The sequence below is a fragment of the Roseobacter weihaiensis genome (assembly GCF_020622345.1).
Classification (GTDB): domain Bacteria; phylum Pseudomonadota; class Alphaproteobacteria; order Rhodobacterales; family Rhodobacteraceae; genus Roseobacter; species Roseobacter weihaiensis.
In genome coordinates, this window is the sequence record NZ_JACNMO010000005.1 from 198,019 (window position 1) to 222,044 (window position 24,026).

Genomic DNA, 24,026 nt, shown 5'->3' on the forward strand with positions numbered 1-24,026 from the left:
CAGAAGGAGCATGCCATGACACCCCATATCGGCGCCGAACCCGGCCAGATTGCTGAAACCGTCCTGATGCCGGGCGATCCTTATCGCGCCCGCTGGGCCGCCGAAACATTCCTTGACGGTGCGGAACTGGTCAACGAAGTGCGCGGGATGCTGGGTTTCACCGGCACTTACAAGGGCAACCGCGTCACCATCCAAGGCTCCGGCATGGGGATGCCTTCGCTGTCGATTTATGCCAATGAGCTGATCTCAATCTATAAAGCGCAGACCCTGATCCGGATCGGTTCCTGTGGGGGGATGCAGCCTCATGTGGCGATCCGGGACGTCATCATTGCCATGTCCGCAACCACCATCACCTCGCCCTCCTCAGGCATTTTCCGCGAGGTGAACTTTGCCCCGACCGCGCATTACGATTTGTTGGCCGCCGCCGTGACGGCTGCCAAAACAAAGGAGACCGCCACCCATGTGGGCGGCATCTACTCCTCGGATGTGTTCTATGCCGAACGCCCCGACCTGGACGAGCAGATGGTGCGGCACGGCATTCTGGGCGTCGAGATGGAAGCGGCCGAGCTTTACACGCTCGCCGCACGTCATGGACGGCGGGCGCTGGCGATCCTGACGGTCAGCGATCACCTGCAAACCGGAGAAGCCCTGCCCGCAGAGGATCGCGAGAAAACCTTCGGCGACATGGTCGAAATCGCGCTCGAGGCAGCCTTTGCCTGAAATGGCACGCAACAGGTCTGACGATCAGATCCCGTGGCTCCGGTCATAGACATTTGCCGCCGGTGGCTGCCAGTCTTTCAACGCGCCTTCAGCCGGGGCGTAGATTTCCACCAGCAACGGGTAGCAGGCCGCCTCATCGCTTGAATGCACGGTCGAGCAATCGCCGCCGGGACAGGCCGACAGATTACCCAAAAGATCAATCTCGGCAAAGAACTCGATGTAATCGCCGGGCCGGACCGGGCTTGCTTTCATGAAATACTGCCCGGTATCACGCGTGAAGCCGGTACACATGAAAACATTGAGCACATCATGCACCAGCGGCTCCGCCTCCGCCCGGCTGATGCCAAGGTGATCTGCCAGCGCGCGGGTCAGGTTCGAATGGCAGCAGTGGTGATACTGCCCCCCATCCGACAAAAGCGCATGGGTGTAAGGATCGCAGCGGGTCCCGATCACATCATGCACCGACCCGCCATAGCCATCGATGCCGTACCAGCCCAGCGTATCCTGCGTCACGGTCGCCATCGGGCGCAGGGTCGGAAAGCTCGACCACATGCGCTGTCCCGTTGTGATATGGGTGCCGTGCAACGCGCGGGTTTTGCCCGAGTAGAACCGTTCAGTCACATCCTGCGCATTGTGCAGGTTCAAATCCCCCACCTGCGGCCCCTCGACGGAAACGATGCGAAAGAAATGACCTGCAGGCACTGAAAAGCAGCGGGCCTCCCGCGGGGGCACGATGATCTCGCCGGTTTTCTGCGCCGTGCGGCGCGCGCCCTGATAGAGCGCCATATCCGGACACGGCAATGTTTCTACAGGATAGCAAATCACAGGTTTCACGTCGCGGCGGGCAGCGGCGTCGGCGGGTTCTGACATGGCGAGATTGTCCTCTTTGTTTGTCCCGCAGCATGGCATTTTTGAACATGCAGACAAGAGCCGTTGACGCAGAGCCAGAGGAAAACCCATATTGGGCCAACGCGAGGGGAGAAGACACCGTGCGGATCAGACTGACAGGCATTTTCAGCATGGCTCTGCTGCTTGCCATCGGGCCCGACGTGCAGGCGCAACAGACCAACAGTGATGAGATCGCGCGCATGCTGGTCACCGACCTGTCGCCCACCGCATCGATGGAAAGCGGCCAGTGGCTGACCGACACGGCCCACCCTGCGGAAGCAACCGGCGCAGTGGGGATCATCTATGTGCATATTCCCGGCTCCGCTGGAAGCGTGTCGATCCACGCCGGGCTCTACAGCCTCTACCGGACTGGATGGCTGAAAGAGCGCGATGTGACCGGGCTCTTTGGCATGTCGCCCTCGGATGCTGTGTTTCTTGACGAGCGGGTGGAGCTGACCACCCTGACCCTTGGCCCGAACGACCCGCGCTGTTGCCCCACACAACGGCAGCGGTGGTCGATTGACCGCCGGACCGGTGCCGCGATCCGGTTGAACTGAACCTAGCTGAAATCGGCCTTGCAGTCCTTTGGCGGCCCTTTCTTCGCGGTAAAGGCTTCGGCACCGCAAGCCGCACATCTGTACTTTCGCAGCGATCCCCGATCCCCGGTGCGATCCGCCCGCCATCGGCATTTACGCGTCGCCCGGTGCCGGCGGGCGTAGAGCAGGACAACAACAAATGCGATGAAAAGGCCGATGACGATATGCATGGGGTCAGATCAGCAAGTCACCGCCAAGTCCGAGGCCAAAGCCAAGGATCGCCCCAAGGGGCGGCAGCATTGTGTTTTCGAGCGGGACCTGCGGCGCAATGTCCTGGAACATCAGATACAGTATTCCGCCCGCCGAAAGCATCATCACCGCCCCGATGGCCGGGCCAAACGTGTCAGGCAGGGTCAATCCAACGTAAGCCGCCAGGGGGCCCAAGGGCACCATCAGCATAAAAAGCCAAAGCGGCGTGTGGCGGCCATCGTGGCGTGCGCCATTCATCTCGCGCATCGCATTGAAGCCTTCCGGCAGGTTTTGCAGACCGATCAGCAGTGCCACCAGCACGGCAGCACCGATATCCCCCGAGATAACCGCTCCCAAGGCCAAGGCTTCGGGCAAATAATCCATCATCATCGCCAAAAACTGCGCTGCCCGACCGCCGGTTCTTGCAATCAGCCGGTCAATGCACGCAAAGCCGATGCCGCCCGCCAAAAACCAGCCCAAGGCAGGCATCGCCTCTAGCCTGTCGGTACCTTCGGGGATGAGAACCAAGGCAACAGCTGCCAGAAGCGCCCCGGCACCAAAGGCCATGACACCGTGGCGCGCTTCGCTGTTCGCCCACTCCGGCAGCAGTTTGAAACGATGTAGTGCCAGCCCCGCTCCCACCGGGATCGAGGCTCCAGCCAGCGTTGCAAGGCCAAGCGCCAGCCAGAGTGTATCTGCCGCCAAGATCAGACCCGGCGTTCGACCATCATCTTTTTGATGTTCGCGATCGCTTCTGCGGGGTTCAACCCTTTGGGGCAGGTCTTGGCGCAGTTCATGATCGTGTGGCAGCGGTAAAGCTTGAACGGGTCTTCCAGATCATCCAGACGTTCGCCCGTCGCCTCATCCCGGCTGTCGATGATCCAGCGATAGGCATGCAGCAGGGCGGCGGGCCCAAGGTAGCGGTCACCATTCCACCAGTAGCTCGGGCAAGCGGTCGAGCAGGAGGCGCACATCACGCATTCATAGAGCCCATCAAGTTTCTTTCGGTCTTCGATGGACTGGCGCCATTCCTTGGCAGGACGATTGGTCTTGGTTTCCAACCACGGCATGATCGAGGCGTGTTGCGCATAGAAATGTGTCAGATCCGGGATCAGGTCCTTGACTACCGGCATATGCGGCAACGGATAGATACGCACATCGCCCTTCACCTCGTCCATGCCATAAATACAGGCCAGCGTATTGATCCCGTCGATGTTCATCGCGCAGGAGCCACAGATCCCCTCACGGCAGGAGCGGCGGAAGGTGAGCGTCGGATCGATCTCGTTCTTTATCTTGATAAGCGCGTCCAGTATCATCGGGCCGCAGGTATCGAGGTCTACGAAATAAGTATCTACGCGCGGGTTTTTCCCGTCATCAGGGTTCCAGCGATAGATCGAGAACTTGCGCAGATTTGCAGCCCCTTCCGGCTTGGGCCAGGTTTTGCCCTTGGTCATGCGGGAGTTCTTGGGGAGTGTCAGTTGAACCATCTCTTGGTCTCCTGTCTTTATATCTCAAAGCGCCAGAGCGGCTTGTGGGGCGGCCTGGCGCAAACAATCTTGGGTGGAGGGGCGGGCAAGGACGGCGCGCACAGTGTCTGCGGTGCCTTGATCCACGCCCACAACCGCGTCTGCGGCAAGGGCCTGTACCTCTGCCGCCGAGGCATTATCGACAACGCAATTGGTGAACGGTGTGAACAGCTGCTTTGGCACCTGCGGGAAATAGAGCGCCAGTGTTTCAGGAATGATCGTTTTGGCCGCATCACGACCCGCCCTGTCTGTCGCGCTCTGGATTTCGGTGCAGGCCCCCAGCACCAGACACACCGGCAAAAGATATCGGATCATGAAACCCACCTCGCACATATTAAAGTCAATCGTGACGGTTCGGCGGCCTTGACCGCCCACGCCGGGAAAGCCCTGAGAATTGTCTGTCTTATACCGGGCACTTTCTTAAAATTTGACATCAGCAAGGTCAGCCGCGTCCAAAGCAGTATAAGCTACCGCGATACATGCCAAAGAAACCCGGCGGGCAAAGCGGATGCCGCTGCCCGAGCAATTGATAGGTCGGGTTACGACAGTAAAGGTCCCCCCGGTACATCCCGCGAAGCTCCTGCGGGCAGTTTGCCAGCGCCGATACGCCCACGCTGTGCCCGCGGGTGACCTGACCGCTCTGAAAGCCCTGGTTGCTCAGAGCCGCGCGGGTCTCTGCTGCCTGGGCTGCCAGCGCGCTGGTCGCGCAGATCGCCGCCGCAGACACAAGGGGGAGCCAGCGCCGCATCAGAACGTCCTCTTCTTGGGCGCGATTTTTTTCGGGTCGATCCCGCCGTCATTGTGGCTGGTGAGCGGCTGTTGGTGCACGCCCCGGTAGCCCAGAGAAGCCTTGTTTCCCTTGAACCAGATCAGCGAATGTTTGCGCCAGTTGTCGTCATCCCGTTCCGGGAAATCCTCATGCGCATGCGCGCCGCGGCTTTCCTTGCGCGCCTCGGCCCCGGTGATGGTCGCCACTGCGTTGGGGATCAGGTTGGCCAGCTCCAGCGTTTCCATGAGATCGGAGTTCCACACAAGGCTGCGGTCAGTAACCGCAACATCGGACCATTTGTCCGCGACCTCTTCCATCGCCTTCTTACCCTCGGCCAAGGTCTCATTGGCGCGGAAGACCGCCGCGTCTTTCTGCATGGTCTGTTGCATCTCAAGGCGCAGCTCGGCGGTCGGCATGTGACCCTTGGCGTAGCGGGTGTTGTCAAAGCGGTCGAGGGCGGCCTCAACCGATTTCTGGTTTGGCGTCGGAACAGCACTGTCCGGATCAACGATCTTGCCCGCACGGATCGCCGCCGCACGCCCGAAGACCACAAGGTCGATCAGCGAGTTGGACCCCAGCCGGTTGGCGCCGTGCACGGAGGCGCATCCCGCCTCGCCCACAGCCATCAGGCCGGGGCTGACGCGGTCGGGATCATCCGCAGTGGGGGCAAGCACTTCGCCCCAGTAATTCGTGGGGATACCGCCCATATTATAGTGCACCGTCGGCAGCACGGGGATCGGCTCCTTGTTCAGGTTCACCCCGGCAAAGACCCGCGCACTCTCAGAAATGCCGGGCAAGCGCAGTTTCAGCGTCTCCGGCGGCAAGTGGTTGAGGTTGAGGTGGATGTGGTCGCCATTGGCCCCGACACCGCGACCTTCACGGATCTCCATCGTCATGCAGCGCGACACGTAGTCGCGCGGTGCGAGGTCCTTATACTGCGGCGCATAACGCTCCATGAAGCGCTCGCCCTCGGAGTTCGTCAGATACCCGCCTTCGCCGCGCGCGCCTTCGGTGATGAGGCAACCCGCGCCGTAGATGCCGGTGGGGTGGAACTGCACGAATTCCATATCCTGCAGCGGCAGACCCGCACGGGCCGTCATGCCGCCCCCATCGCCGGTGCAGGTATGTGCAGAGGTGGCCGAAAAATACGCCCGCCCATAGCCGCCCGTTGCCAGCACCACCATCTTGGAGCTGAAAAGATGCAGCGTGCCATCGTCCAGTTTCCAGCACAGAACACCCTGACAGACCCCGTCATCGGACATGATGAGATCAATGGCGAAATACTCGATGTAGAATTCCGCGTTGTTTTTCAGCGACTGGCCGTAGAGCGTGTGCAAAATGGCGTGGCCCGTGCGGTCCGCGGCAGCACAGGTACGCTGAACCGCCGGGCCTTCGCCAAATTCCGTTGTGTGGCCGCCAAAGGGGCGCTGGTAAATCTTGCCCTCTTCGGTGCGCGAAAACGGCACGCCATAGTGTTCCAGTTCATAAACCGCCTTGGGCGCTTCACGGGCGAGGTACTCCATCGCGTCCGTATCCCCCAGCCAGTCGGAACCCTTAACCGTGTCATACATATGCCACTGCCAGTTATCAGGACCCATGTTCGACAGCGACGCGGCGATCCCGCCTTGGGCTGCCACCGTGTGAGACCGCGTCGGAAACACCTTGGTGACGCAGGCGGTGCGCAGCCCCTGCTCGGCCATACCGAGAGTCGCACGTAGACCGGCGCCGCCTGCGCCTACGACGACAACGTCGTATTCATGTGTTTCATATTCATATTCAGCCATGGAAACTTCTCCTGGATCTGGTGTCGACGCGCTTGCCCACGTCAGAATGCATTACAGCGCTAGCCGGACAACGGCATAAAGCCCAACAGCCATGGCCGCGTAGGACAGATATGTCATGACAGCGATGGCAATCTTCTGCGCTACGCCATGAACATAGTCCTCGATCAGCGCCTGCACACCGCCTGCAAAATGTTTGAAGGTCACGATGATGGTGAGACCCGCGACAACCGCCGGGAACGGGCGGGCGAAATAGGTCGTCACTTCTTCGTAGGAAGCGCCCAGCATCGGGCCGAATGTAAAGACAAAAAGCGGGATCAGCAGCAGCAAGGCCCCCGAACTAATGGTCATGGACCAGTGATGTTCGGTGCCGGTTTTGGCTGACCCCATTCCCGAGGCGCGTTTGCGGTCTGTCAGATAGCTCATGGTGGTAGCCCCTCAGATCACGGCAATGGTCAGCAGCGTCAGCAGGAAAGATCCGCCAATCACCGCGTAGCCCAGTTTGTAGGCCGTTTCGAGATCAAGGCCGACGCCCTGATCCCAGATCAGGTGACGCACGCCTGCAAGCGAGTGATACCAGAGGCCCCAGAGTGACAGCGTCATGGCAATATCCCCGAACCAACTGGTGAGCACGCCATTGGCGATGGCGAAATACTCAGGTGAAGAGGCTGCCGCAAGAAACCACCAGACCACCAGAAGTGATGAAATCAGCAGCGCATTGCCTGTGATCCGCGTCAGAATGGAGGTTATGGAGGTCAGTTGCGGGCGGTAGATTGTCAGATGCGGTGACAAAGGGCGATTGCCCCGATTCACATCAGCCATAGTCAGATTCCTTTTGTTCCCTACTTTCTTTTTACTCCTATTCTAACACTTGTCACCTGTCTCAAAGGTTTACAGCCGCGTTAAAATGGCGCGATTTCGATAAAAATCGCAAAAAAAGAGGTGCCTTGTGATCACGCGCCTCAAAACTGTGATCACATTATGGCAAAGCGCTCAGTTTTCGGGTCGTTTCCCGTTGAAGCTTTCGTTTTATTTGCTCTGGGTAGTCGGCAAAGCCGTCCGCTGTCATGACAAATGCACCATCGCCCCGGATCAGGTTCTCGTAAAACCACCCCGTCAGATCGGAATCATCGGTTTCGATCGCCAGTGCATTCACCGTGACATTCGTCTCGGCCAGAAACGGATGGCGGGCCTTTGGCACCACACCTTCATTGGAAATCCCATCCCCAGAGACGTCAATGACCCGCCGCCTGCAATGCGGGACATCCGCAAAGCTCCGTTCGGCTGCGATCAGGGCTTCTCCAATCGCCGTGGAGTAATTCCGCCAAACTCTGGGATCATTCTCAATGCGGTGAGCGAGCGCTGCGACATCCGCATCTGTACGGATCTGTGTCCAGGGCACTGTCTGGCGTTGCCTGCTTGACCCGGTCCACTGGATCAGCGTGACCATTGCTTCCTGCTCCGACAGGGCGTCCACCACGGTGCCGTCCCGCAAAGCAGCCGCAAGCCCTTGCATCTGAAGGTCATATTCCTGCCGGTCAACCGACCCGGAGACATCAACAGCGAGCACGAGCGCAAGCTCGCAGGCCCGCGGTGCCGTCGCCGTCAAGGACAGCGAAAAGGAAAGAGCACGCAAGAACATGGGCTCACCTTAGCGCAGGATCGGCAAGTTGCATCTGAAGATTTCGCCAGTCAGCCGCCCGCCCATGCGGCGCGCTATGGAAAGCCGCAAGCGAGTGGCCCTGTCAGACTGGCATCAACGCCCAGTAATCCAGATCAAGCAGAACCTCGGGCAGGTACCTGCCATCCTCGCCTCGCAAGACAAAGGGAGCCTCGCCCTTGGTGGCCACCGAGCGCAACCGGATTGCGCCAACACCGGGGGCTGATGTCTTTGCTTTATCCAGCACCTCTGACCAGGCCCTGACAGTGTCACCGGCGGTGCATGGATTGGCATGGGCACCGCCGTTCAGCCCCACCACCATCTGCGCATTGGCCAGCCCGTTGAAAGACAGGGCCCGCGCCATGGAAATCACATGCCCCCCGTAGATCAGCCGTGATCCGTCCGGACGCGCCGAGGTGTCAAAATGCACTTTCGCGGTGTTCTGCCACAGACGGGTTGCCATCATATGCTCGGCTTCCTCGATGGTGACCCCGTCGACATGGTCAACCGTCTCGCCGATGGCGTAGTCGCCCAGGCGGTGCGGCTCACCTGCCAGCTTGAAGTCATAGTCGGTGAAATCGAGCCCCTGTGGGATGACCAGTTGCTCGGCTGATACCGCCTCCGCAAGGATTGGGATCACCGTCTCGGGCGCCGGGGCATCCGGGTCCTTTTTGCGCACCATGACCCAGCGCACATACTCCATTACCGTCTCATCGTGCTGGTTCAGGCCGGTGGTCCGCACCCAGACAACGCCGCTTTTCCCATTGGAATTCTGTTTGAGACCAATCACCTCTGAACGTGATCGCAGCGTATCGCCGGGCCAAACCGGCCTGTGCCAACGACCCTCGGCGTAGCCCAGATTTGCAACCGCATTCAAAGAGACATCCGGAACTGTTTTGCCAAAGACCACATGAAAGGCGATCATATCATCCAGCGGGCTGAAGGGCAGACCGCAGGCCTGCGCAAACTGATCCGAAGAATAAAGCGCGTGCCGCGCGGGGTACAGCATATGATAGAGCGCGCGTTCCCCCATTTTGACGGTCCGCGGAATGGCATGGTCGATAATCTGACCGACCCCGTAGTCCTCAAAAAATCGACCCGGGTTGGTTTTCGTCGGCATCAGTGCTCTCCCAGCTTGGTGTCGCCCGTGTAGTGGCCGGGAGCTTCCTTCACGACCGCCTGCCCGCAGCGCATCACACCAGCGGCATGGTCCCAGGTTTGCGTGGGACTACCGTACAGCTCCCACCCGTTGTTCAGCGCCTCTGTGACCTTGTGGCAAAAGGCGGATGTGTCTTCTTCGGACAAAAAACGGTACAGTTTCATCACATGCCCATCTGTTCAGGTCGGGAAGGGCCAGACGCCCAGCCACGCATGAAGACCGGCGATACCGGCAAAAAGAACCAGAGAAATGACGGCAAGCCGCACATAGGTTGCCGCGCCCGCTTTTTCCGGCGGGGTCCAGTCGGGCTCTGCCTTGTTGATGAGGATGACCTCGCCCACAGCCCAGGCCAGCAGCCCGCCAAAAAGAATGATCGACGCCAGATCGCCATTGACCAGCAGGTGCGCCGCGGCCCAGATTTTAAACCCGATCAGTTGCGGGTGCCGGATTTTGTAGGCCGGCCAAGCCTTCGCCGTTTTTGCCGCACTTGAGCCGTAGACCCAAAGGGCCAGCAGCATCAGCGTGTTATTCACATGAATCATGAACGACGGAGGTGCCCAGACATAGATGAACTCCGCCCCGCGATACCCGATGATCATCAGGACAAGTCCCGCCACAATGACCAAGGCGACGATCCCTTTGCCCGGCTGGCCAAGCGCCTCACGCTGCGCCGGCATTACACGCTTAAAGTAATGGGCCGCCGTCCAAAGCAGCAGGCCGAGAATCAGAAGGGTCATGTGTTCACTCCGGGTTGAGGGCTCTTATGGCCTCTACCTTTGCCAGTGTTTCACGTGCCGTGGCAACATGCAGATTTTCCACGATCCGCCCGTCGACGACAGCAACCGCCTGCCCCGCCGCAACGGCGGCCTCATAGGCGGTGATCTGCCGCGCGGCCAGGTCGATCTCTTCGCCGGTTGGTGAAAAGGCCGCATTCGCAACATCCACCTGAGCAGGGTGGATCAGGGTCTTGCCGTCAAATCCCATATCCCGCCCCTGAGCGCATTCTGCCTCAAGCCCCTCTTGGTCCTTGAACGCGTTATAGACACCATCCACAATCGCGATGCCCTGTGCTTTGGCGGCCAACAGGCAGAGCCCCAAACCGGTCAGCAACGGCAGCCGGTCAGGGCGGAACCGTGTCCCCATATCCTTGGCCAGATCGTTGGTGCCCATCACCAGACCTGCACAGAACGCATGCGCCGCGATCTCAGAGGCGTTCATCATGCCGAGCGGTGTCTCCATCATCGCCCATAGCGGAACCTCACCGGTTATCGCGGCAAGTGCATCAAGGTGGTCTGCACCGTTAACCTTGGGCAAAAGAATCGCATCAGCCCCCATCTCGCGCGCCGCAGCAGCGTCTTCACCCCCCCATTCCGTGTCCAATCCGTTGATCCGCACAATTTTCAGGCGCGCGCCATAGCCTCCAGCGTCAAGGGCATCCGCAAGCGCCCCGCGGGCTGCCGCTTTCTCATCGGGGGCCACGGCATCCTCAAGGTCAAATATGATTGCATCCACTGGCAGAGTACGTGCTTTTTCCAAAGCACGTGTCTTTGACGCGGGGATGTAAAGCACTGATCGCAAAGGACGGTTTAGATGCATCATCGGAGGTACTCCACACAGGCAGGCGGCGTTTTGAAGCGCGCGTTAAAACAAACGCAAAGGGCCGCGTTATAAAGTTGCGCGCAAAGGGCCATTTTTTTAGAGAAACTTCAAGCAGATTTGCGCCGCAGCGCAGCAAATTTCAAATTCGATAGGTTTGCGGCCGTTCCGTTTACCAATATTTCAACCCTGCAGTGGATGCTGCAACCGTCGGTCATCGAACCAAAGGCCCAGGCGGCGCGCTCCGCTGGTTAGCATTCGTCGAAAGACACCGATGGCGTCGACATTCATAGAACCGGGGCAGCCCGGTCATTGTCGGGCAACCGGCTTGGCCAGATGACAGCGGGTGCAACCTTTGACGTGAGGCAGACAGATAATGAATCGCACTGTGAAAGTACTGCACCTTGGCGCGCTCACCGCAGCCGCTGCTCTTTACATCGGCTTGACGACCGACGCTGCGGCACAGAACGCGCGGAACTGCGCGCCGCGTGAGGCTGTCGTTGATCGGCTGGCAGATGGGTATGGCGAGACGCGCCAGTCCATGGGTCTGGGCGCGAATAACTCGGTGGTTGAGGTCTTTGCCTCTGACGAGACCGGCACCTGGACAATTACGGTCACGACACCAAACGGGCTGACATGCCTCGTGGCCTCCGGTCAGTCATATGAAACACTCGCCGAAGTCCTGCCCGCCAAAGGCAAAGATGACGCTTGAAGTAGGGCAATCAATGTAGAGTGCAGGCGAACCGGCCAGTGTCAAGATGCCAGTCAACAGATTGAGGTGCGGGGCGCTTTCAGGTCAGCCCGTCCCAGATCAACTTCACGCCCGTCACGCTCAGCAGCACGTAAGTAAGTGCGAAGAACAGTCTCTCAGGCACCAAATGATGTGCTTTTACACCGAGCCATGCCCCTAAAAGGGCGAAAGGGGCCAGCACCAGATTGGCGATCCCGGTTTGCACTGTGAACATGCCGAGATAGGCGTAGGGTACGAATTTGACAATGTTGACCACCCAAAAGACCAGAACCGTGGTGGCCTGGAATTCGGTCTTGCCGAGTTTTTTTGACAATAGATACACTGCGGCAGGTGGGCCGCCTGCGTGGCTTACAAAGCTGGTAAAACCTGCAACCAGTCCCGCAAGCCCCCCTGCCCATACGGGCAAGGCACGTGCGGCTGCAGATATCATGCCGCGCTTGCTGGCAATCTGCCAAAGCACGAAGCCGATTGAAATCACACCAATCAGAACCCGAAACACATCCGGTTCGGCCACCTTGTAAAGGGCGGCCCCCAGCAGAACACCGGGCACAGCACCAAGGATCAGCAAAAGCCCGGCTTGCTTGTCCCATTTGCCCCAATAGGGCTTGAGGGCACTGACATCGATCAGCATCAGCAGCGGCAGCATGACACCCAATGCCAGCCCCGGTTCGACCACAAGCGCCAAGAGGCTGGCAGAGGCAAAGGCCGCGCCCGATCCAAAACCGCCTTTCGAGATACCTGCGAAAATCACCGCAGGTCCGGCGACTAGAAAAAAGTACAAATCCAGCGTAAGCATGACGGCCCTTTTGGCCGTGATGAAGCGGCTTGTCCACTGATCCGCTTGCCTGGCACGATATCTAATGCCGCGCATGTGGAAACTTGCACTGACCGCGTTCATTCGCTAGCACATGCGAGATTCCAACCCAACGCGGAGCATCTCTCTCATGGCAAGACCCAAAATCGCGCTGATCGGCGCAGGCCAGATCGGTGGCACCCTGGCCCATTTGGCCGCCCTCAAGGAACTGGGCGACGTCGTTCTGTTCGACATTGCGGAAGGCACGCCAGAAGGAAAGGCGCTGGACATCGCGGAAAGCGGGCCATCCGCAAAATTCGATGCCAAGCTTTCCGGCACCCAATCTTATGAGGACATCGCAGGGGCCGACGTTTGCATCGTGACCGCAGGTGTCCCCCGCAAGCCCGGTATGAGCCGTGACGATCTGCTGGGGATCAACCTCAAAGTCATGAAGTCCGTGGGCGAAGGCATCGCCGCCCATGCGCCGAATGCCTTTGTGATATGCATCACCAACCCGCTGGATGCGATGGTCTGGGCCTTGCGTGAATTCTCCGGGCTGCCGCATGAGAAAGTCTGCGGCATGGCTGGTGTTCTGGATTCCGCCCGGTTCCGCCACTTTCTCGCGGAAGAATTTGACGTGTCGATGAAAGACGTCACCGCCTTTGTGCTCGGCGGTCACGGCGACACGATGGTGCCGCTGGTGCGCTATTCCACTGTCGCCGGGATTCCGCTGCCCGATCTGGTCAAGATGGGCTGGACAACACAGGAAAAGCTGGACGCGATCGTGCAACGGACCCGCGACGGTGGGGCAGAAATCGTGGGGCTGCTGAAAACCGGCTCTGCATTCTATGCGCCGGCAACCTCTGCCATCGAGATGGCCGAAAGCTACCTAAAGGACCAAAAGCGTGTCTTGCCTTGCGCAGCCTATGTTGACGGCGCCTATGGGCTGAACGGCTTTTACGTCGGCGTGCCGACCGTTATTGGCGCAGGCGGGGTCGAGCGTGTGGTTGAGATTTCCATGAACAAGGACGAGCAGTCCATGTTCGATAACTCGGTCAGTTCGGTCAAGGGCCTGGTAGAGGCCTGCAAGGGCATCGATAGCTCACTGTCGTAAGAAATCTGCCGACAATGAAAAGGGCCGGTCCTCACAGGCCGGTCTTTTGTGTTTAGCGGCGCGACAGTCAAAGATAGCATTTCCGCATCGCTGGTCCTAGCTGAGATAAAATCTCTGATTCCCAAGTATTTCGACAGGATTAAGCTTTGTGATCACACTTTTAAAACGTGTGATCACAAAATTGAGTTTTCTCGCCTATATGACAGTTTTTAGCAAAAATCTGCTTCCCACATCGGTTGACCCCATGTCTATAAAGTCGTCAAACACAGCCACATGGGACAGTCCAAATGAACATCCACGAATACCAAGCCAAAGCCCTTCTTCGCAGCTATGGCGCACCGGTCTCTGACGGTCGCGTTGTGCTCAAAGCCGAAGACGCCAAAACAGCAGCAGGTGCTTTGGACGGACCGATGTGGGTGATCAAGGCGCAAATTCATGCGGGCGGGCGCGGTAAGGGATCGTTCAAGGAAGCCGATGCCGGTGAAAAAGGCGGCGTGCGTCTGACCAAATCCGTGGCGGAAGCGGCGGAGGAAGCCAAGAAGATGCTGGGCCGCACGCTGGTCACACATCAGACCGGCCCGGCGGGCAAGCAGGTCAATCGCATCTATATCGAAGACGGCTCGGGCATCGAAACAGAACTCTACCTTGCCCTTCTGGTGGACCGTCAGACCAGCCGCATCAGCTTTGTCTGCTCTACCGAGGGCGGGATGGATATCGAAGAGGTTGCCGCCTCCACGCCCGAAAAGATCCTCAGCTTTTCCGTGGATCCCGCGTCGGGCTATCAGGCCTTTCACGGGCGCCGCATCGCCTTTGCGCTGGGACTGCAAGGCAAGCAGGTCAAGCAATGCGTGGCCTTGATGGGCACGCTCTACAAGCTCTTTGTCGACAAGGACATGGAGATGCTCGAGATCAACCCGCTGATCGTGACCGATGAAGGGGATCTGAAGTGCCTTGATGCCAAGATGGGGTTTGACGGCAACGCGATCTACCGCCATGCGGATATCTCGGAATTGCGGGACGTGACAGAGGAAGATCCCAAAGAGCTCGAGGCGTCCAAGTATGATCTCAACTACATCGCCCTTGATGGTGAGATCGGCTGCATGGTCAACGGTGCGGGTCTGGCGATGGCCACCATGGATATCATCAAGCTTTACGGTGCTGAGCCTGCCAACTTTCTGGATGTGGGCGGCGGGGCCACCAAGGAAAAAGTGACCGAAGCCTTCAAGATCATCACCTCCGATCCGCAGGTCAAAGGCATCCTCGTGAACATCTTCGGCGGCATCATGCGCTGCGATGTGATCGCCGAAGGTGTGGTAGCGGCCGTGAAAGAGGTTGGCCTGCAAGTGCCTCTGGTGGTGCGTTTGGAAGGCACCAATGTGCAGCAGGGCAAGGACATCATCAACAATTCGGACGTCGATGTGATTGCCGCCGACGACCTCAAGGACGGCGCACAGAAAATCGTGAAAGCGGTCAAGGGCTGACGGACCGTGTTTGTGCGCAACACCATTATTGCCGCATCTACGCTTGGCTTGGTTGCGTGCGGTGAAGTACGACCAAACCTTACCGATGCGCGACCAACTGGCACCGGTGCTGTTCCACCGTCACAAGCACTTGGCGTGTTTCGACATGTTTGTCTTGATCAAAATCCCAGAGAAAAATTGCTGTTCCCGTTTTCACAGGAAAATGAGACCTCCTTCAAACATGCTGACTTTGACATGCGCTTCGTGGTGACCGACGCATCCTGCTCGATGATCGTCAAGCCAAAGGAACATGAGGGAAAAGCCAGCGCAGAGTTTGGCAACCAAGGTCCGCGCACCGCCACTGAAAGGCTCTTGGAAGAGCTTGGCCGAAATGAGCCCGAAGATACGAACCCAAATTCGCAACGACGGTTACGTCATTGCGTCGTTACAAAAGAATTGAGGAGCCAACACAATGGCCGCATTTATCTATGACATCACCAAAGTGATTTTTCAGAGTCTGACCGGGTCGCAGGATAAATTCCACAGCGAACAGGCAATAGCCTATGGTCAAATCTGAGAGCGGATGACCAATCATGCGCGCGCTTGCCATATCGCTCTGCCTTGCGGCCCCGGCTGCCGCGCAGACGCCTGACGCGATCCTGACGGATCTTTGGAACGACTTTTCCAGTACATGTGCACCGTTCCTTGCAAACCCGGCGGCTGCCATGGCCCGGTCCCCGACAAACCTGCAATATCTCAGGCAGGAGCAATCGGCAGATGGCCGGGTGTTCCGGCGCTATCAGGGCCGTTGGGGGCTCGGCCAGTATCGCCTGATCGAACTCGCCATCGGCGTAGAATCGGCACATGTCTATTGCCAGATCGGCCGGACCAGCCCCGATCGCCAATTCAATACAGATGCCATGGAAACAACCTTGCGCCGGATTCTGCCCGCCGATGGTAGCATGCGTCTGGCTGGCGGGTTTCGTACCATAACCCTTTCTGATCCCAATGAAGAAGCAGAAGGCGACGTGGATAGTGTCTCGCAGACCTTTAAGAAGTTCCTTCTCGAAGGGGCCCTCGGCGATCGTGCCGACCTTATTCTCATTGAAATGAGCTCACCGCAGGTGCTTTTCACCGTGTCGGCAACCGTCCCCTTGGAGGAACGGCAATGATCCGGTGCTCTGCCCTGTTCATAATCACTGGCGTGATGCTGATGCCCTCGCAAGTCGCTGCACAAGGCAATCTGAAAGTTGCCACCCAAAACATGAGGCTGGCCTTTGAGTTGTGCCTGCACAACTACCGTACGCCGCTGGACTTGCCTTACGCGTTTTCCAGCACCGATTTTACGCTGGGCAAGAGCCTTGATGAAGGCGTTACTGAATTCAGCGCCCCCGGTATTTCCGGCACTTTTCAGGCCGGGTATTGCAACATTCAAACACCCGACGTCCCACTGGCCATCGCCGAAGATATGGGGCAGCGCACCGCTGAAACGCTCTTTCCCGGCATGGTCACGCTGGGCAACCCCGAACGCAATATAAACCAACCCGTCGCCCCCTGTGACGGGCTTTCGATCTTCGCACCGCAAATGCTCATACGCGTGACCTATTCCGCCGCGGGCAACAGTGGCGATTGTCTCAATGATGGCAGCAGTGCCATCGCCATTCAAATGTAAGTCAAAGGAAGCAAAATGGCCGTACTTATCGACGAAAATACCAAGGTGATCTGTCAGGGGCTCACCGGCTCTCAGGGCACGTTTCACACCGAACAGGCCATTGCGTACGGCACCAAGATGGTCGGCGGCGTGACCCCCGGCAAAGGGGGACAGACGCATCTGGACCTGCCGGTGTTCAACTCGGTGCACGAGGCCAAAGCCAAAACGGAGGCCAACGCGAGCGTGATCTACGTGCCGCCGCCCTTCGCCGCGGACTCGATCCTGGAGGCCATCGACGCCGAGATGGCGCTGATCGTCTGCATCACCGAAGGCATCCCTGTCTTGGACATGATGAAGGTGAAGCGCGCGCTCGAAGGCTCCAAATCCCGCCTGATCGGGCCGAACTGTCCCGGTGTCATCACGCCCGACGCCTGCAAGATCGGAATCATGCCCGGCCATATCCATAAGCGCGGCTCCTGCGGCGTGGTCTCGCGCTCCGGCACGCTGACCTATGAGGCGGTCAAGCAGACCACGGACCTGGGGCTGGGGCAATCCTCGGCCGTGGGCATTGGCGGCGACCCGATCAAAGGCACCGAGCACATTGACGTTTTGGAAATGTTTCTGGCCGATGACGAGACCCAAAGCATTATCATGATTGGTGAAATCGGCGGCTCCGCCGAGGAAGACGCGGCACAGTTCCTGGCAGATGAAAAGAAAAAGGGCCGCTGGAAGCCCACCGCCGGTTTCATCGCGGGCCGCACGGCCCCTCCCGGTCGCCGCATGGGCCACGCAGGCGCAATTGTCGCGGGCGGCAAGGGTGGTGCCGAGGACAAGATCGACGCCATGCGCGCGGCTGGCATTGTGGTGGCCGACAGCCCTGCGACGCTGGGCGAGGCCGTCAAGGAAGCAATTGAGAAAGGTTAAGATGATCAATCGGAGCATGCTGGTTCTCGCTACGCAAGTGTGCGCTCTGTGCATGCTATCGCACGCCGACGCCCAGAGCCCTGATCAACTTCAGGCTCTGCGAGAGGCGACCAATGTCTGTTCCAACCCAGAAGTCATGCCGGATGATTTTTCGGGAGCGCTCGCTGGCTGGTCTGTCGTGGCACCTGACGATCAAGACATAAATATCTATGCCGCCGGCTATACGCTCCTGTATTCTGCGGGTGATACGGATGGGCTGGGCCACCCCGCTCTTACTGAGATACCTCTTTTGCACAGCGAACTTGTATCAGACATGGAGTGGCTTGTGGAACAAGTCAGAGATGATATCGCAGCAGGAAAGATCGACTACTTTGAGCATGCCAGCGGATGGCATCTTGGGTTTGCTTCGGATCGGGAGTATCCGACGCACATTGACTGCCTGTTCTGGCATGATGAGGCAAGCAGTGACATTATAGAGTTTCTGACCGCGCCATACATGAGCGCCGCACCGGTAAAGGTGGTGGGTGGCCAATACATGAAAATGGAGAGCTTTGTATTGGATTTGGACGATACCAAAGCACCTATCGACTTTAGCATCTTAATCGCCGATTCCGTCAGCCTGCTAGATACGTTTTTACCACAACTTCATCCCAAACGCTTTGCTGCTCCTGCATATCTTCTTGTCCAGTTTAGCGCTTTCAGTCGTGAAAATCGCTAGCTCTTCGGCTTCAGGGGATTTTTGAGGAACAATTCATGACCGAACACACCCTCAAAGACCAGTTCCATGCCTCCTCGTTCATACAGGGGCACAATGCAGCGTCTCTCGAACCGATGGATGCACACCGCGCCAATAATCTCGGCGCGGTGGAAGACGTGTTGCGGGGGGGGTTCAGGGCGATAGGACAAGGTGTTAACACGGGTTTGGCATTCCGCCGGGCGGGGGCTTGTCAATCATGACGCTTACACAGTCTGTCAAAACCTGCTTTCAAAAGTATTTCACCTTCTCGGGCCGCGCCTCCAGGTCAGAGTATTGGTGGTTCTGGCTCTTTTGCATTCTTGCCGGATTTGTGATCGGGGCTGCAGAAAGCTTCATCCGCGTGGCCTCCGGTGCCCGGGGCGGCACATCGGCTTTATCCGCCGCTTTCAGTTTACTGGTCTTTTCCCCCGCTCTGGCATCCGGATGGCGCAGATTACACGACGTTAACAAATCCGGGTGGTGGCTGCTTGCCATTCCCGTCAGCTTGTTCTGCCTGTTGGCTGCAGGTTTCGTGGTGAACCAGATGATAATGGGAACCGTTTCGAATATCATGATGGAAACACACCCCCCCTCAGAACTCAATGGATCAAGGGACGGTAGCACTGTTATTGTCAGCTTTGTCCTTGCGATCATCCTTCTGGCGCCCTTGCTGCTGTTGCTCTATTGGCTCACGCGCCCCTCCCAACCCGGCCCCAACAAATACGGTCCCAACCCACATGAGGTAACCCCATGACCGACCATCCCCAGAACGACCAATTCCACGCCTCGTCCTTCATGCAGGGACACAATGCCGAGTACCTAGAACAGATGTACGCGCGATACGCCAATGATCCCTCAGCTGTCGACGAGGCGTGGCAGGCATTCTTCCGGGCCATGGGAGATGATGAGGTTTCGGTCAAACACGAGGCGCAAGGCCCGAGCTGGGCGCGCACCGACTGGCCACCGCAACCGGGCGATGATCTGACAGCCGCACTGACCGGCGAATGGGCTCCGGAACCGGAGGTCAAAGCCGCCGGTGACAAGATCAAGGCCAAGGCAGCTGAGACTGGTGTCGAGGTCTCAAACGAGCAGATCAAGCGCGCCGTGCTCGACAGTATCCGCGCGCTGATGCTGATACGAGCCTACCGCATCCGGGGCCATCTGGTGGCGGATCTCGACCCCTTGGGCATGCGTGACCAGACCCCGCACCCCGAGCTTGACCCCAAGTCCTATGGGTTCGCCGAAGCAGACATGGATCGCCCGATCTTTATCGACAATGTACTCGGGCTCGAGCTTGCCTCCATGCGCGAGATCATGGCGATCGTGAAGCGGACCTATTGCGGCACCTTTGCGCTGCAGTACATGCATATCTCCAACCCCGAAGAGGCCGGCTGGCTGAAAGAGCGCATCGAGGGGCTTGGCAAAGAGGTTCAGTTCACCCGCGAAGGGCGCAAGGCGATCCTGAGCAAGCTTGTCGAGGCCGAAGGCTTTGAGAAGTTCCTGCATGTCAAATACATGGGCACCAAGCGTTTTGGCCTGGATGGGGGCGAAAGCCTTGTGCCCGCGATGGAGCAGATCATCAAACGCGGTGGTGCCTTGGGTGTCAGGGATGTGGTCATCGGCATGCCGCACCGGGGGCGTCTGTCGGTCCTGGCCAATGTGATGGCCAAACCCTACCGCGCGATCTTTAACGAGTTTCAGGGCGGCAGCTTCAAGCCAGAGGATGTGGATGGATCAGGCGACGTGAAATACCATCTCGGGGCGTCCTCGGACCGGGAGTTTGACGGCAATTCCGTTCACCTGTCGCTGACCGCAAACCCCTCGCACCTCGAAGCGGTCAACCCGGTTGTGCTGGGCAAGGCCCGCGCCAAACAGGACCAGAACAACGACCCCGACCGCACCACCGTGATGCCCATTCTGCTGCACGGCGATGCGGCCTTTGCCGGACAGGGCGTGGTTGCCGAATGTTTTGCGCTGTCGGGTCTACGCGGGCACAAGACGGGCGGCACCATGCATCTGGTGGTCAACAACCAGATCGGCTTTACCACGGCGCCGCATTTCAGCCGCTCCTCGCCCTACCCGACCGACAATGCACTGGTGGTCGAGGCGCCGATTTTCCATGTGAACGGCGATGACCCGGAGGCGGTCGTGCATGCGGCCAAGGTCGCAACGGAGTTTCGCCAGAAGTTCCACAAGGACGTGGTGATTGACATCTTCTGCTACCGCCGGTTCGGGCACAACGAAGGCGACGAGCCGATGTTCACCAACCCGATCATGTATAAGAAGATCAAGGGGCACAAAACCACGCTGAGCCTCTACACCGAACGGCTGGTCAAGGACGGCCTGATCCCCGAAGGCGAGATCGAGGATATGAAGGCCGCCTTCCAGGTCCACATGAACGAAGAATTCGAAGCCGGCAAGGAATACCGCCCGAACAAAGCGGACTGGCTGGACGGCAAGTGGTCTCATCTCGATAAGATGACCGAAAAGAGATATCAGCGCGGAAAGACCGCCATCTCAAAGACCACGATGAAAGAAGTGGGCCGTGCCCTCTCGATCCTGCCCGAGGGTCATCCGGTTCACAAAACCGTCGGGCGCCTTTTCGAAGCGAAAAAGCAGATGTTCGACAGCGGTAAAGGCTTTGACTGGGCCACGGCCGAGGCACTGGCCTTCGGGTCGCTGCTAACAGAAGGCTACCCTGTGCGCCTGGCGGGACAGGACAGCACGCGCGGCACCTTTTCGCAGCGCCATTCCGGTCTGGTGAACCAGAACACCGAGGAACGCTACTACCCGCTCAACAACATCAAGTCGGGTCAGGCCCAGTACGAGGCCATCGACTCGATGCTCAGCGAATACGCGGTTCTGGGCTTCGAATACGGGTATTCGATGGCCGAACCCAACGCGCTGACCCTCTGGGAGGCACAGTTCGGTGATTTTGCCAACGGCGCGCAGATCATGTTCGACCAGTTCATCTCCTCGGGCGAAAGCAAATGGCTGCGCATGTCAGGTCTTGTCTGCCTGCTGCCCCACGGGTTCGAAGGACAGGGGCCGGAGCACTCCTCTGCCCGGCTGGAGCGCTTCTTGCAAATGTGCGGGCAGGACAACTGGATCGTGGCCAATTGCACGACACCGGCAAATTACTTCCATATTCTGCGCCGCCAGATCCACCGCAGTTTCCGCAAACCTCTGATCCTGATGACGCCCAAATCGCTCCTGCGCCACAAGCTGGCTGTCAGCAACGCGGAGGAATTCACCACCGGGTCGAGTTTTCACCGCCTGATGTGGGATGACGCGCAGCAGGGCATTTCCGACACCAAACTGGTGCCCGACGCCAAGATCAAACGCGTGGTGATGTGTTCGGGCAAGGTCTACTACGACCTGCTGGAAGAACGCGACGAGCGCGGCATTGACGACATCTACCTTCTGCGCATCGAGCAGTTCTATCCCTTCCCCGCCCAGTCTGCGGTCAAGGAGCTGGAGCGTTTCAAGCAGGCCGAAGTGATCTGGTGTCAGGAAGAACCCAAGAACCAGGGGGCCTGGACCTTTATCGAGCCCAACATCGAATGGGTTCTGGGCCGCATAAAAGCCAAACATCCGCGCCCCCGCTATGTGGGCCGCGCGACATCCGCCAGCCCTGCCACCGGGTTGGCCTCTCAGCACAAAGCACAGCAAGCAGCCCTCGTGAACGAAGCGCTGACGATTGAAGGGAACTAAGCAATGACCACCGAAGTACGCGTACCCACCTTGGGCGAATCCGTGACCGAGGCCACCGTCGCCACATGGTTCAAAAAACCAGGCGAGACGGTGGCGGTTGACGAGATGCTCTGCGAACTGGAAACCGACAAGGTGACGGTCGAAGTGCCCTCGCCTGTTGCAGGCACATTGGCCGAGGTCGTGGCCGCAGAAGGAGACACCGTCGGCGTCGATGCGCTGTTGGCCACGGTCACCGAAGGCGCAGAGGGCTCTGCAACTGCCTCCCCCCCAAGCACGGAGAAGAAACCCGCCGAACCTGAAACGGCAGAACAGCCGTCAGGCGCTTCGGTTAACGTCATGGTCCCCACCTTGGGCGAATCCGTGGCCGAGGCCACCGTCAGCACGTGGTTCAAAGCGGTGGGTGACAGCGTGGCGCAGGACGAAATGCTTTGCGAGCTGGAAACCGACAAGGTCAGCGTCGAGGTGCCCGCCCCCGCTGCCGGGACGATCACCGAAATCCTCGCAGCGGAAGGCAGCACCATTCAGGCGGGTGGCACGCTGGCGGTAATGTCTTCGGGTGACGCCGCCGCCGCGACCCCAAAGGCAGAGCCCGCTGTGGCACCAGCCCCCGCTGCCGGCGGCAAGGATGTGGAAGACGCGCCATCTGCCAAGAAGGCCATGGCCGAAGCAGGCATCAGCCGGGATCACGTCACCGGCACGGGTCGCGATGGGCGCATCATGAAGGACGATGTGGCCAGTGCGATCGCCGCCGCCAGCGCAGCCCCTGCACCTGCCCCCGCCCCGGTCGTGGCCCGCGCCCCGGTCTCTGCCGATGATGCGAGCCGTGAAGAGCGGGTCAAGATGACCCGGTTGCGCCAGACCATCGCCAAGCGCCTGAAGGACAGCCAGAACACGGCGGCGATGCTGACCACCTACAACGAGGTGGACATGACCGAGGTCATGGCGCTGCGCAATGAATACAAGGACCTGTTCCTCAAGAAACACGGGGTGAAGCTGGGGTTCATGTCGTTCTTCACCAAGGCCTGTTGCCACGCCCTGCGCGAGGTGCCCGAGGTCAATGCCGAGATCGACGGCACCGATATCGTCTACAAGAACTTCGTGCATATGGGCATCGCCGCAGGCACCCCCACGGGGTTGGTGGTACCGGTGATCCGCGACGCGGATGCGATGAGCTTCCACGCCATCGAACAAGCCATCGCCGAAAAGGGCGCGCGCGCGCGCGACGGTAAACTGTCCATGGCTGAGATGCAGGGCGGCACGTTTACCATTTCAAACGGTGGGGTCTACGGCTCGCTGATGAGCTCTCCGATCCTGAACCCGCCGCAATCGGGCATCCTTGGCATGCACAAGATCCAGGACCGCCCGATGGTGGTGAACGGAGAGATCGTGATCCGCCCGATGATGTATCTGGCGCTGTCCTATGACCACCGGATCGTCGACGGCAAAGGAGCGGTAACCTTCCTCGTGCGGGTGAAAGAAGCGCTGGAGGATCCGCGGCGGTTGTTGATGGATTTGTGAGGTGATTTGGAATGTCGATGGCTAAAGCCGGAGCGTTTGTTGTTCTACTTCTGGGCCTTTCAGCCTGCAATGAAGATAAGTTCGGAGAAATCGGTTACTTCAAAGGTAACAACAACAACCGCGTTTTCGTGCTGAAAGCTACCGAGCAAGTAGGCGAGGATGATGTGGCTGAACGCGCTGCAAAGCTGATGCAGACGAACGGACGGATGACAATCGCATTCGTTGCTGAGCAAGGCGTTGCAGACCTAACTGACATCGTTACGCAGGCACAGGACTTTCAACGCGCCAACGGTGAAATGCTAGACCGTCACGAGCTTTGGCGATGGTGGTACAGACGAAGTCCCAATGGGGAAGAAACCTTGGTGGACTGCGCGCTAGGTGGAGGCACCGTTTGCGACGAGCCATTATGACTGATCTTCACCATGTGCGATCCCAACGCTCAAGCCGCATAGAACGGATATCGCGCGCCCACCGGGAGGCG

At 58.9% G+C, this 24,026-nt stretch carries 29 protein-coding genes and 1 pseudogene; 16 read left to right on the forward strand and 14 right to left on the reverse strand.

The annotated features are described in order from the left end of the window. Window positions 1-15: 15 nt before the first annotated feature. Complete coding sequence (gene deoD / locus H7847_RS08175) at window positions 16-720, forward strand: purine-nucleoside phosphorylase (protein ID WP_227268901.1); 705 nt, start codon at window positions 16-18, stop codon at window positions 718-720. A 24-nt stretch (window positions 721-744) separates the two neighbouring features. On the opposite strand, the gene H7847_RS08180 is transcribed toward deoD, so the two are convergent. Then, entirely contained in the window at window positions 745-1,590 is an 846-nt protein-coding gene (locus tag H7847_RS08180) for an urea carboxylase-associated family protein (RefSeq protein ID WP_227268903.1), read from the reverse strand. A gap of 119 nt (window positions 1,591-1,709) precedes the next feature. On the opposite strand from H7847_RS08180, the gene H7847_RS08185 reads away from it, so the two are divergent. Further along, window positions 1,710-2,165 carry a hypothetical protein gene (locus tag H7847_RS08185; RefSeq protein WP_227268904.1) on the forward strand — a complete coding sequence of 152 codons (456 nt, stop codon included), beginning with the start codon at window positions 1,710-1,712 and terminating at the stop codon, window positions 2,163-2,165. A gap of 213 nt (window positions 2,166-2,378) precedes the next feature. On the opposite strand, the gene H7847_RS08195 is transcribed toward H7847_RS08185, so the two are convergent. The 12 genes from H7847_RS08195 to H7847_RS08250 form a co-directional block, all read right to left on the reverse strand. Continuing rightward, complete coding sequence (locus H7847_RS08195) at window positions 2,379-3,098, reverse strand: ZIP family metal transporter (protein ID WP_227268906.1); 720 nt, start codon at window positions 3,096-3,098, stop codon at window positions 2,379-2,381. Between the two features lie 2 nt (window positions 3,099-3,100). Next, window positions 3,101-3,880, reverse strand: a complete 780-nt coding sequence (locus H7847_RS08200; RefSeq protein WP_227268907.1) for a succinate dehydrogenase iron-sulfur subunit — start codon at window positions 3,878-3,880, stop codon at window positions 3,101-3,103. Window positions 3,881-3,904: 24 nt separating this feature from the next. Then, window positions 3,905-4,234 carry a hypothetical protein gene (locus H7847_RS08205; protein WP_227268908.1) on the reverse strand — a complete coding sequence of 110 codons (330 nt, stop codon included), beginning with the start codon at window positions 4,232-4,234 and terminating at the stop codon, window positions 3,905-3,907. A gap of 127 nt (window positions 4,235-4,361) precedes the next feature. Further along, complete coding sequence (locus H7847_RS08210) at window positions 4,362-4,667, reverse strand: hypothetical protein (RefSeq protein WP_227268909.1); 306 nt, start codon at window positions 4,665-4,667, stop codon at window positions 4,362-4,364. Beyond that, the gene (gene sdhA / locus H7847_RS08215; protein ID WP_227268910.1) at window positions 4,667-6,472 is read right to left on the reverse strand and encodes a succinate dehydrogenase flavoprotein subunit; all 1,806 of its coding nucleotides are present in this window, start codon (window positions 6,470-6,472) and stop codon (window positions 4,667-4,669) included. Before sdhA ends, H7847_RS08210 begins: the two co-directional genes overlap by 1 nt. Before the next feature lie 51 nt (window positions 6,473-6,523). Beyond that, entirely contained in the window at window positions 6,524-6,895 is a 372-nt protein-coding gene (gene sdhD, locus H7847_RS08220; protein ID WP_227268911.1) for a succinate dehydrogenase, hydrophobic membrane anchor protein, read from the reverse strand. A 12-nt stretch (window positions 6,896-6,907) separates the two neighbouring features. Then, complete coding sequence (sdhC, locus tag H7847_RS08225) at window positions 6,908-7,291, reverse strand: succinate dehydrogenase, cytochrome b556 subunit (protein WP_227268912.1); 384 nt, start codon at window positions 7,289-7,291, stop codon at window positions 6,908-6,910. Between the two features lie 157 nt (window positions 7,292-7,448). Next, window positions 7,449-8,111 (reverse strand): DUF1194 domain-containing protein, encoded by a 663-nt coding sequence (locus tag H7847_RS08230; protein ID WP_227268913.1) that lies wholly within the window; start codon window positions 8,109-8,111, stop codon window positions 7,449-7,451. Between the two features lie 103 nt (window positions 8,112-8,214). After that, on the reverse strand, window positions 8,215-9,249 hold the full coding sequence (locus tag H7847_RS08235; RefSeq protein ID WP_227268914.1) for a MaoC family dehydratase: 1,035 nt from the start codon (window positions 9,247-9,249) through the stop codon (window positions 8,215-8,217). Then, the gene (locus tag H7847_RS08240; RefSeq protein WP_227268915.1) at window positions 9,249-9,452 is read right to left on the reverse strand and encodes a DUF1737 domain-containing protein; all 204 of its coding nucleotides are present in this window, start codon (window positions 9,450-9,452) and stop codon (window positions 9,249-9,251) included. The genes H7847_RS08235 and H7847_RS08240 overlap by 1 nt, the downstream gene beginning before the upstream one ends. Before the next feature lie 15 nt (window positions 9,453-9,467). After that, a complete protein-coding gene (locus H7847_RS08245) occupies window positions 9,468-10,025 on the reverse strand; it encodes an NnrU family protein (protein ID WP_227268916.1) in 558 nt (185 codons plus the stop codon). A 4-nt stretch (window positions 10,026-10,029) separates the two neighbouring features. Further along, window positions 10,030-10,887: an HpcH/HpaI aldolase/citrate lyase family protein gene (locus tag H7847_RS08250; protein WP_227268917.1), complete on the reverse strand. Its 858-nt coding sequence runs from the start codon at window positions 10,885-10,887 to the stop codon at window positions 10,030-10,032. A gap of 373 nt (window positions 10,888-11,260) precedes the next feature. Between H7847_RS08250 and H7847_RS08255 the strand changes: the two genes are divergently transcribed. Beyond that, window positions 11,261-11,596 carry a hypothetical protein gene (locus H7847_RS08255; protein ID WP_227268918.1) on the forward strand — a complete coding sequence of 112 codons (336 nt, stop codon included), beginning with the start codon at window positions 11,261-11,263 and terminating at the stop codon, window positions 11,594-11,596. Window positions 11,597-11,675: 79 nt separating this feature from the next. Here H7847_RS08255 and H7847_RS08260 read toward each other — a convergent pair whose 3' ends face one another. Beyond that, window positions 11,676-12,431 (reverse strand): sulfite exporter TauE/SafE family protein, encoded by a 756-nt coding sequence (locus H7847_RS08260; protein ID WP_227268920.1) that lies wholly within the window; start codon window positions 12,429-12,431, stop codon window positions 11,676-11,678. A 148-nt stretch (window positions 12,432-12,579) separates the two neighbouring features. On the opposite strand from H7847_RS08260, the gene mdh reads away from it, so the two are divergent. The 13 genes and pseudogenes from mdh (at window position 12,580) to H7847_RS08320 (ending at window position 23,955) form a co-directional block, all read left to right on the forward strand. Next, window positions 12,580-13,542: a malate dehydrogenase gene (gene mdh / locus H7847_RS08265; protein WP_227268921.1), complete on the forward strand. Its 963-nt coding sequence runs from the start codon at window positions 12,580-12,582 to the stop codon at window positions 13,540-13,542. A gap of 287 nt (window positions 13,543-13,829) precedes the next feature. After that, window positions 13,830-15,023, forward strand: a complete 1,194-nt coding sequence (gene sucC / locus H7847_RS08270) for an ADP-forming succinate--CoA ligase subunit beta (RefSeq protein ID WP_227268922.1) — start codon at window positions 13,830-13,832, stop codon at window positions 15,021-15,023. 12 nt (window positions 15,024-15,035) lie between these two features. Continuing rightward, window positions 15,036-15,494, forward strand: coding sequence for a hypothetical protein (locus H7847_RS08275; RefSeq protein ID WP_227268923.1), 459 nt, complete (start codon window positions 15,036-15,038; stop codon window positions 15,492-15,494). Beyond that, a pseudogene (locus tag H7847_RS27125) lies at window positions 15,475-15,570 on the forward strand (succinate--CoA ligase subunit alpha); the annotation flags it as partial. The gene H7847_RS08275 and the pseudogene H7847_RS27125, both read left to right, overlap by 20 nt. Window positions 15,571-15,595: 25 nt before the next feature. Continuing rightward, complete coding sequence (locus tag H7847_RS08280; RefSeq protein WP_227268925.1) at window positions 15,596-16,174, forward strand: hypothetical protein; 579 nt, start codon at window positions 15,596-15,598, stop codon at window positions 16,172-16,174. Next, window positions 16,171-16,674 (forward strand): hypothetical protein, encoded by a 504-nt coding sequence (locus tag H7847_RS08285; RefSeq protein WP_227268927.1) that lies wholly within the window; start codon window positions 16,171-16,173, stop codon window positions 16,672-16,674. The genes H7847_RS08280 and H7847_RS08285 overlap by 4 nt, the downstream gene beginning before the upstream one ends. A gap of 15 nt (window positions 16,675-16,689) precedes the next feature. After that, window positions 16,690-17,577, forward strand: a complete 888-nt coding sequence (gene sucD / locus H7847_RS08290; protein ID WP_227268929.1) for a succinate--CoA ligase subunit alpha — start codon at window positions 16,690-16,692, stop codon at window positions 17,575-17,577. Window positions 17,578-17,713: 136 nt separating this feature from the next. Further along, window positions 17,714-18,295 (forward strand): hypothetical protein, encoded by a 582-nt coding sequence (locus H7847_RS08295; protein WP_227268931.1) that lies wholly within the window; start codon window positions 17,714-17,716, stop codon window positions 18,293-18,295. Between the two features lie 35 nt (window positions 18,296-18,330). Further along, on the forward strand, window positions 18,331-18,534 hold the full coding sequence (locus H7847_RS08300; RefSeq protein WP_227268933.1) for a hypothetical protein: 204 nt from the start codon (window positions 18,331-18,333) through the stop codon (window positions 18,532-18,534). Further along, the gene (locus H7847_RS08305; RefSeq protein ID WP_227268935.1) at window positions 18,531-19,067 is read left to right on the forward strand and encodes a DUF805 domain-containing protein; all 537 of its coding nucleotides are present in this window, start codon (window positions 18,531-18,533) and stop codon (window positions 19,065-19,067) included. The genes H7847_RS08300 and H7847_RS08305 overlap by 4 nt, the downstream gene beginning before the upstream one ends. Beyond that, window positions 19,064-22,027, forward strand: a complete 2,964-nt coding sequence (locus H7847_RS08310; RefSeq protein ID WP_227268937.1) for a 2-oxoglutarate dehydrogenase E1 component — start codon at window positions 19,064-19,066, stop codon at window positions 22,025-22,027. Before H7847_RS08305 ends, H7847_RS08310 begins: the two co-directional genes overlap by 4 nt. Before the next feature lie 3 nt (window positions 22,028-22,030). Beyond that, window positions 22,031-23,545, forward strand: coding sequence for a 2-oxoglutarate dehydrogenase complex dihydrolipoyllysine-residue succinyltransferase (odhB, locus tag H7847_RS08315; protein ID WP_227268939.1), 1,515 nt, complete (start codon window positions 22,031-22,033; stop codon window positions 23,543-23,545). An 11-nt stretch (window positions 23,546-23,556) separates the two neighbouring features. After that, window positions 23,557-23,955 carry a hypothetical protein gene (locus H7847_RS08320; protein ID WP_227268941.1) on the forward strand — a complete coding sequence of 133 codons (399 nt, stop codon included), beginning with the start codon at window positions 23,557-23,559 and terminating at the stop codon, window positions 23,953-23,955. Window positions 23,956-24,026: the final 71 nt, after the last annotated feature.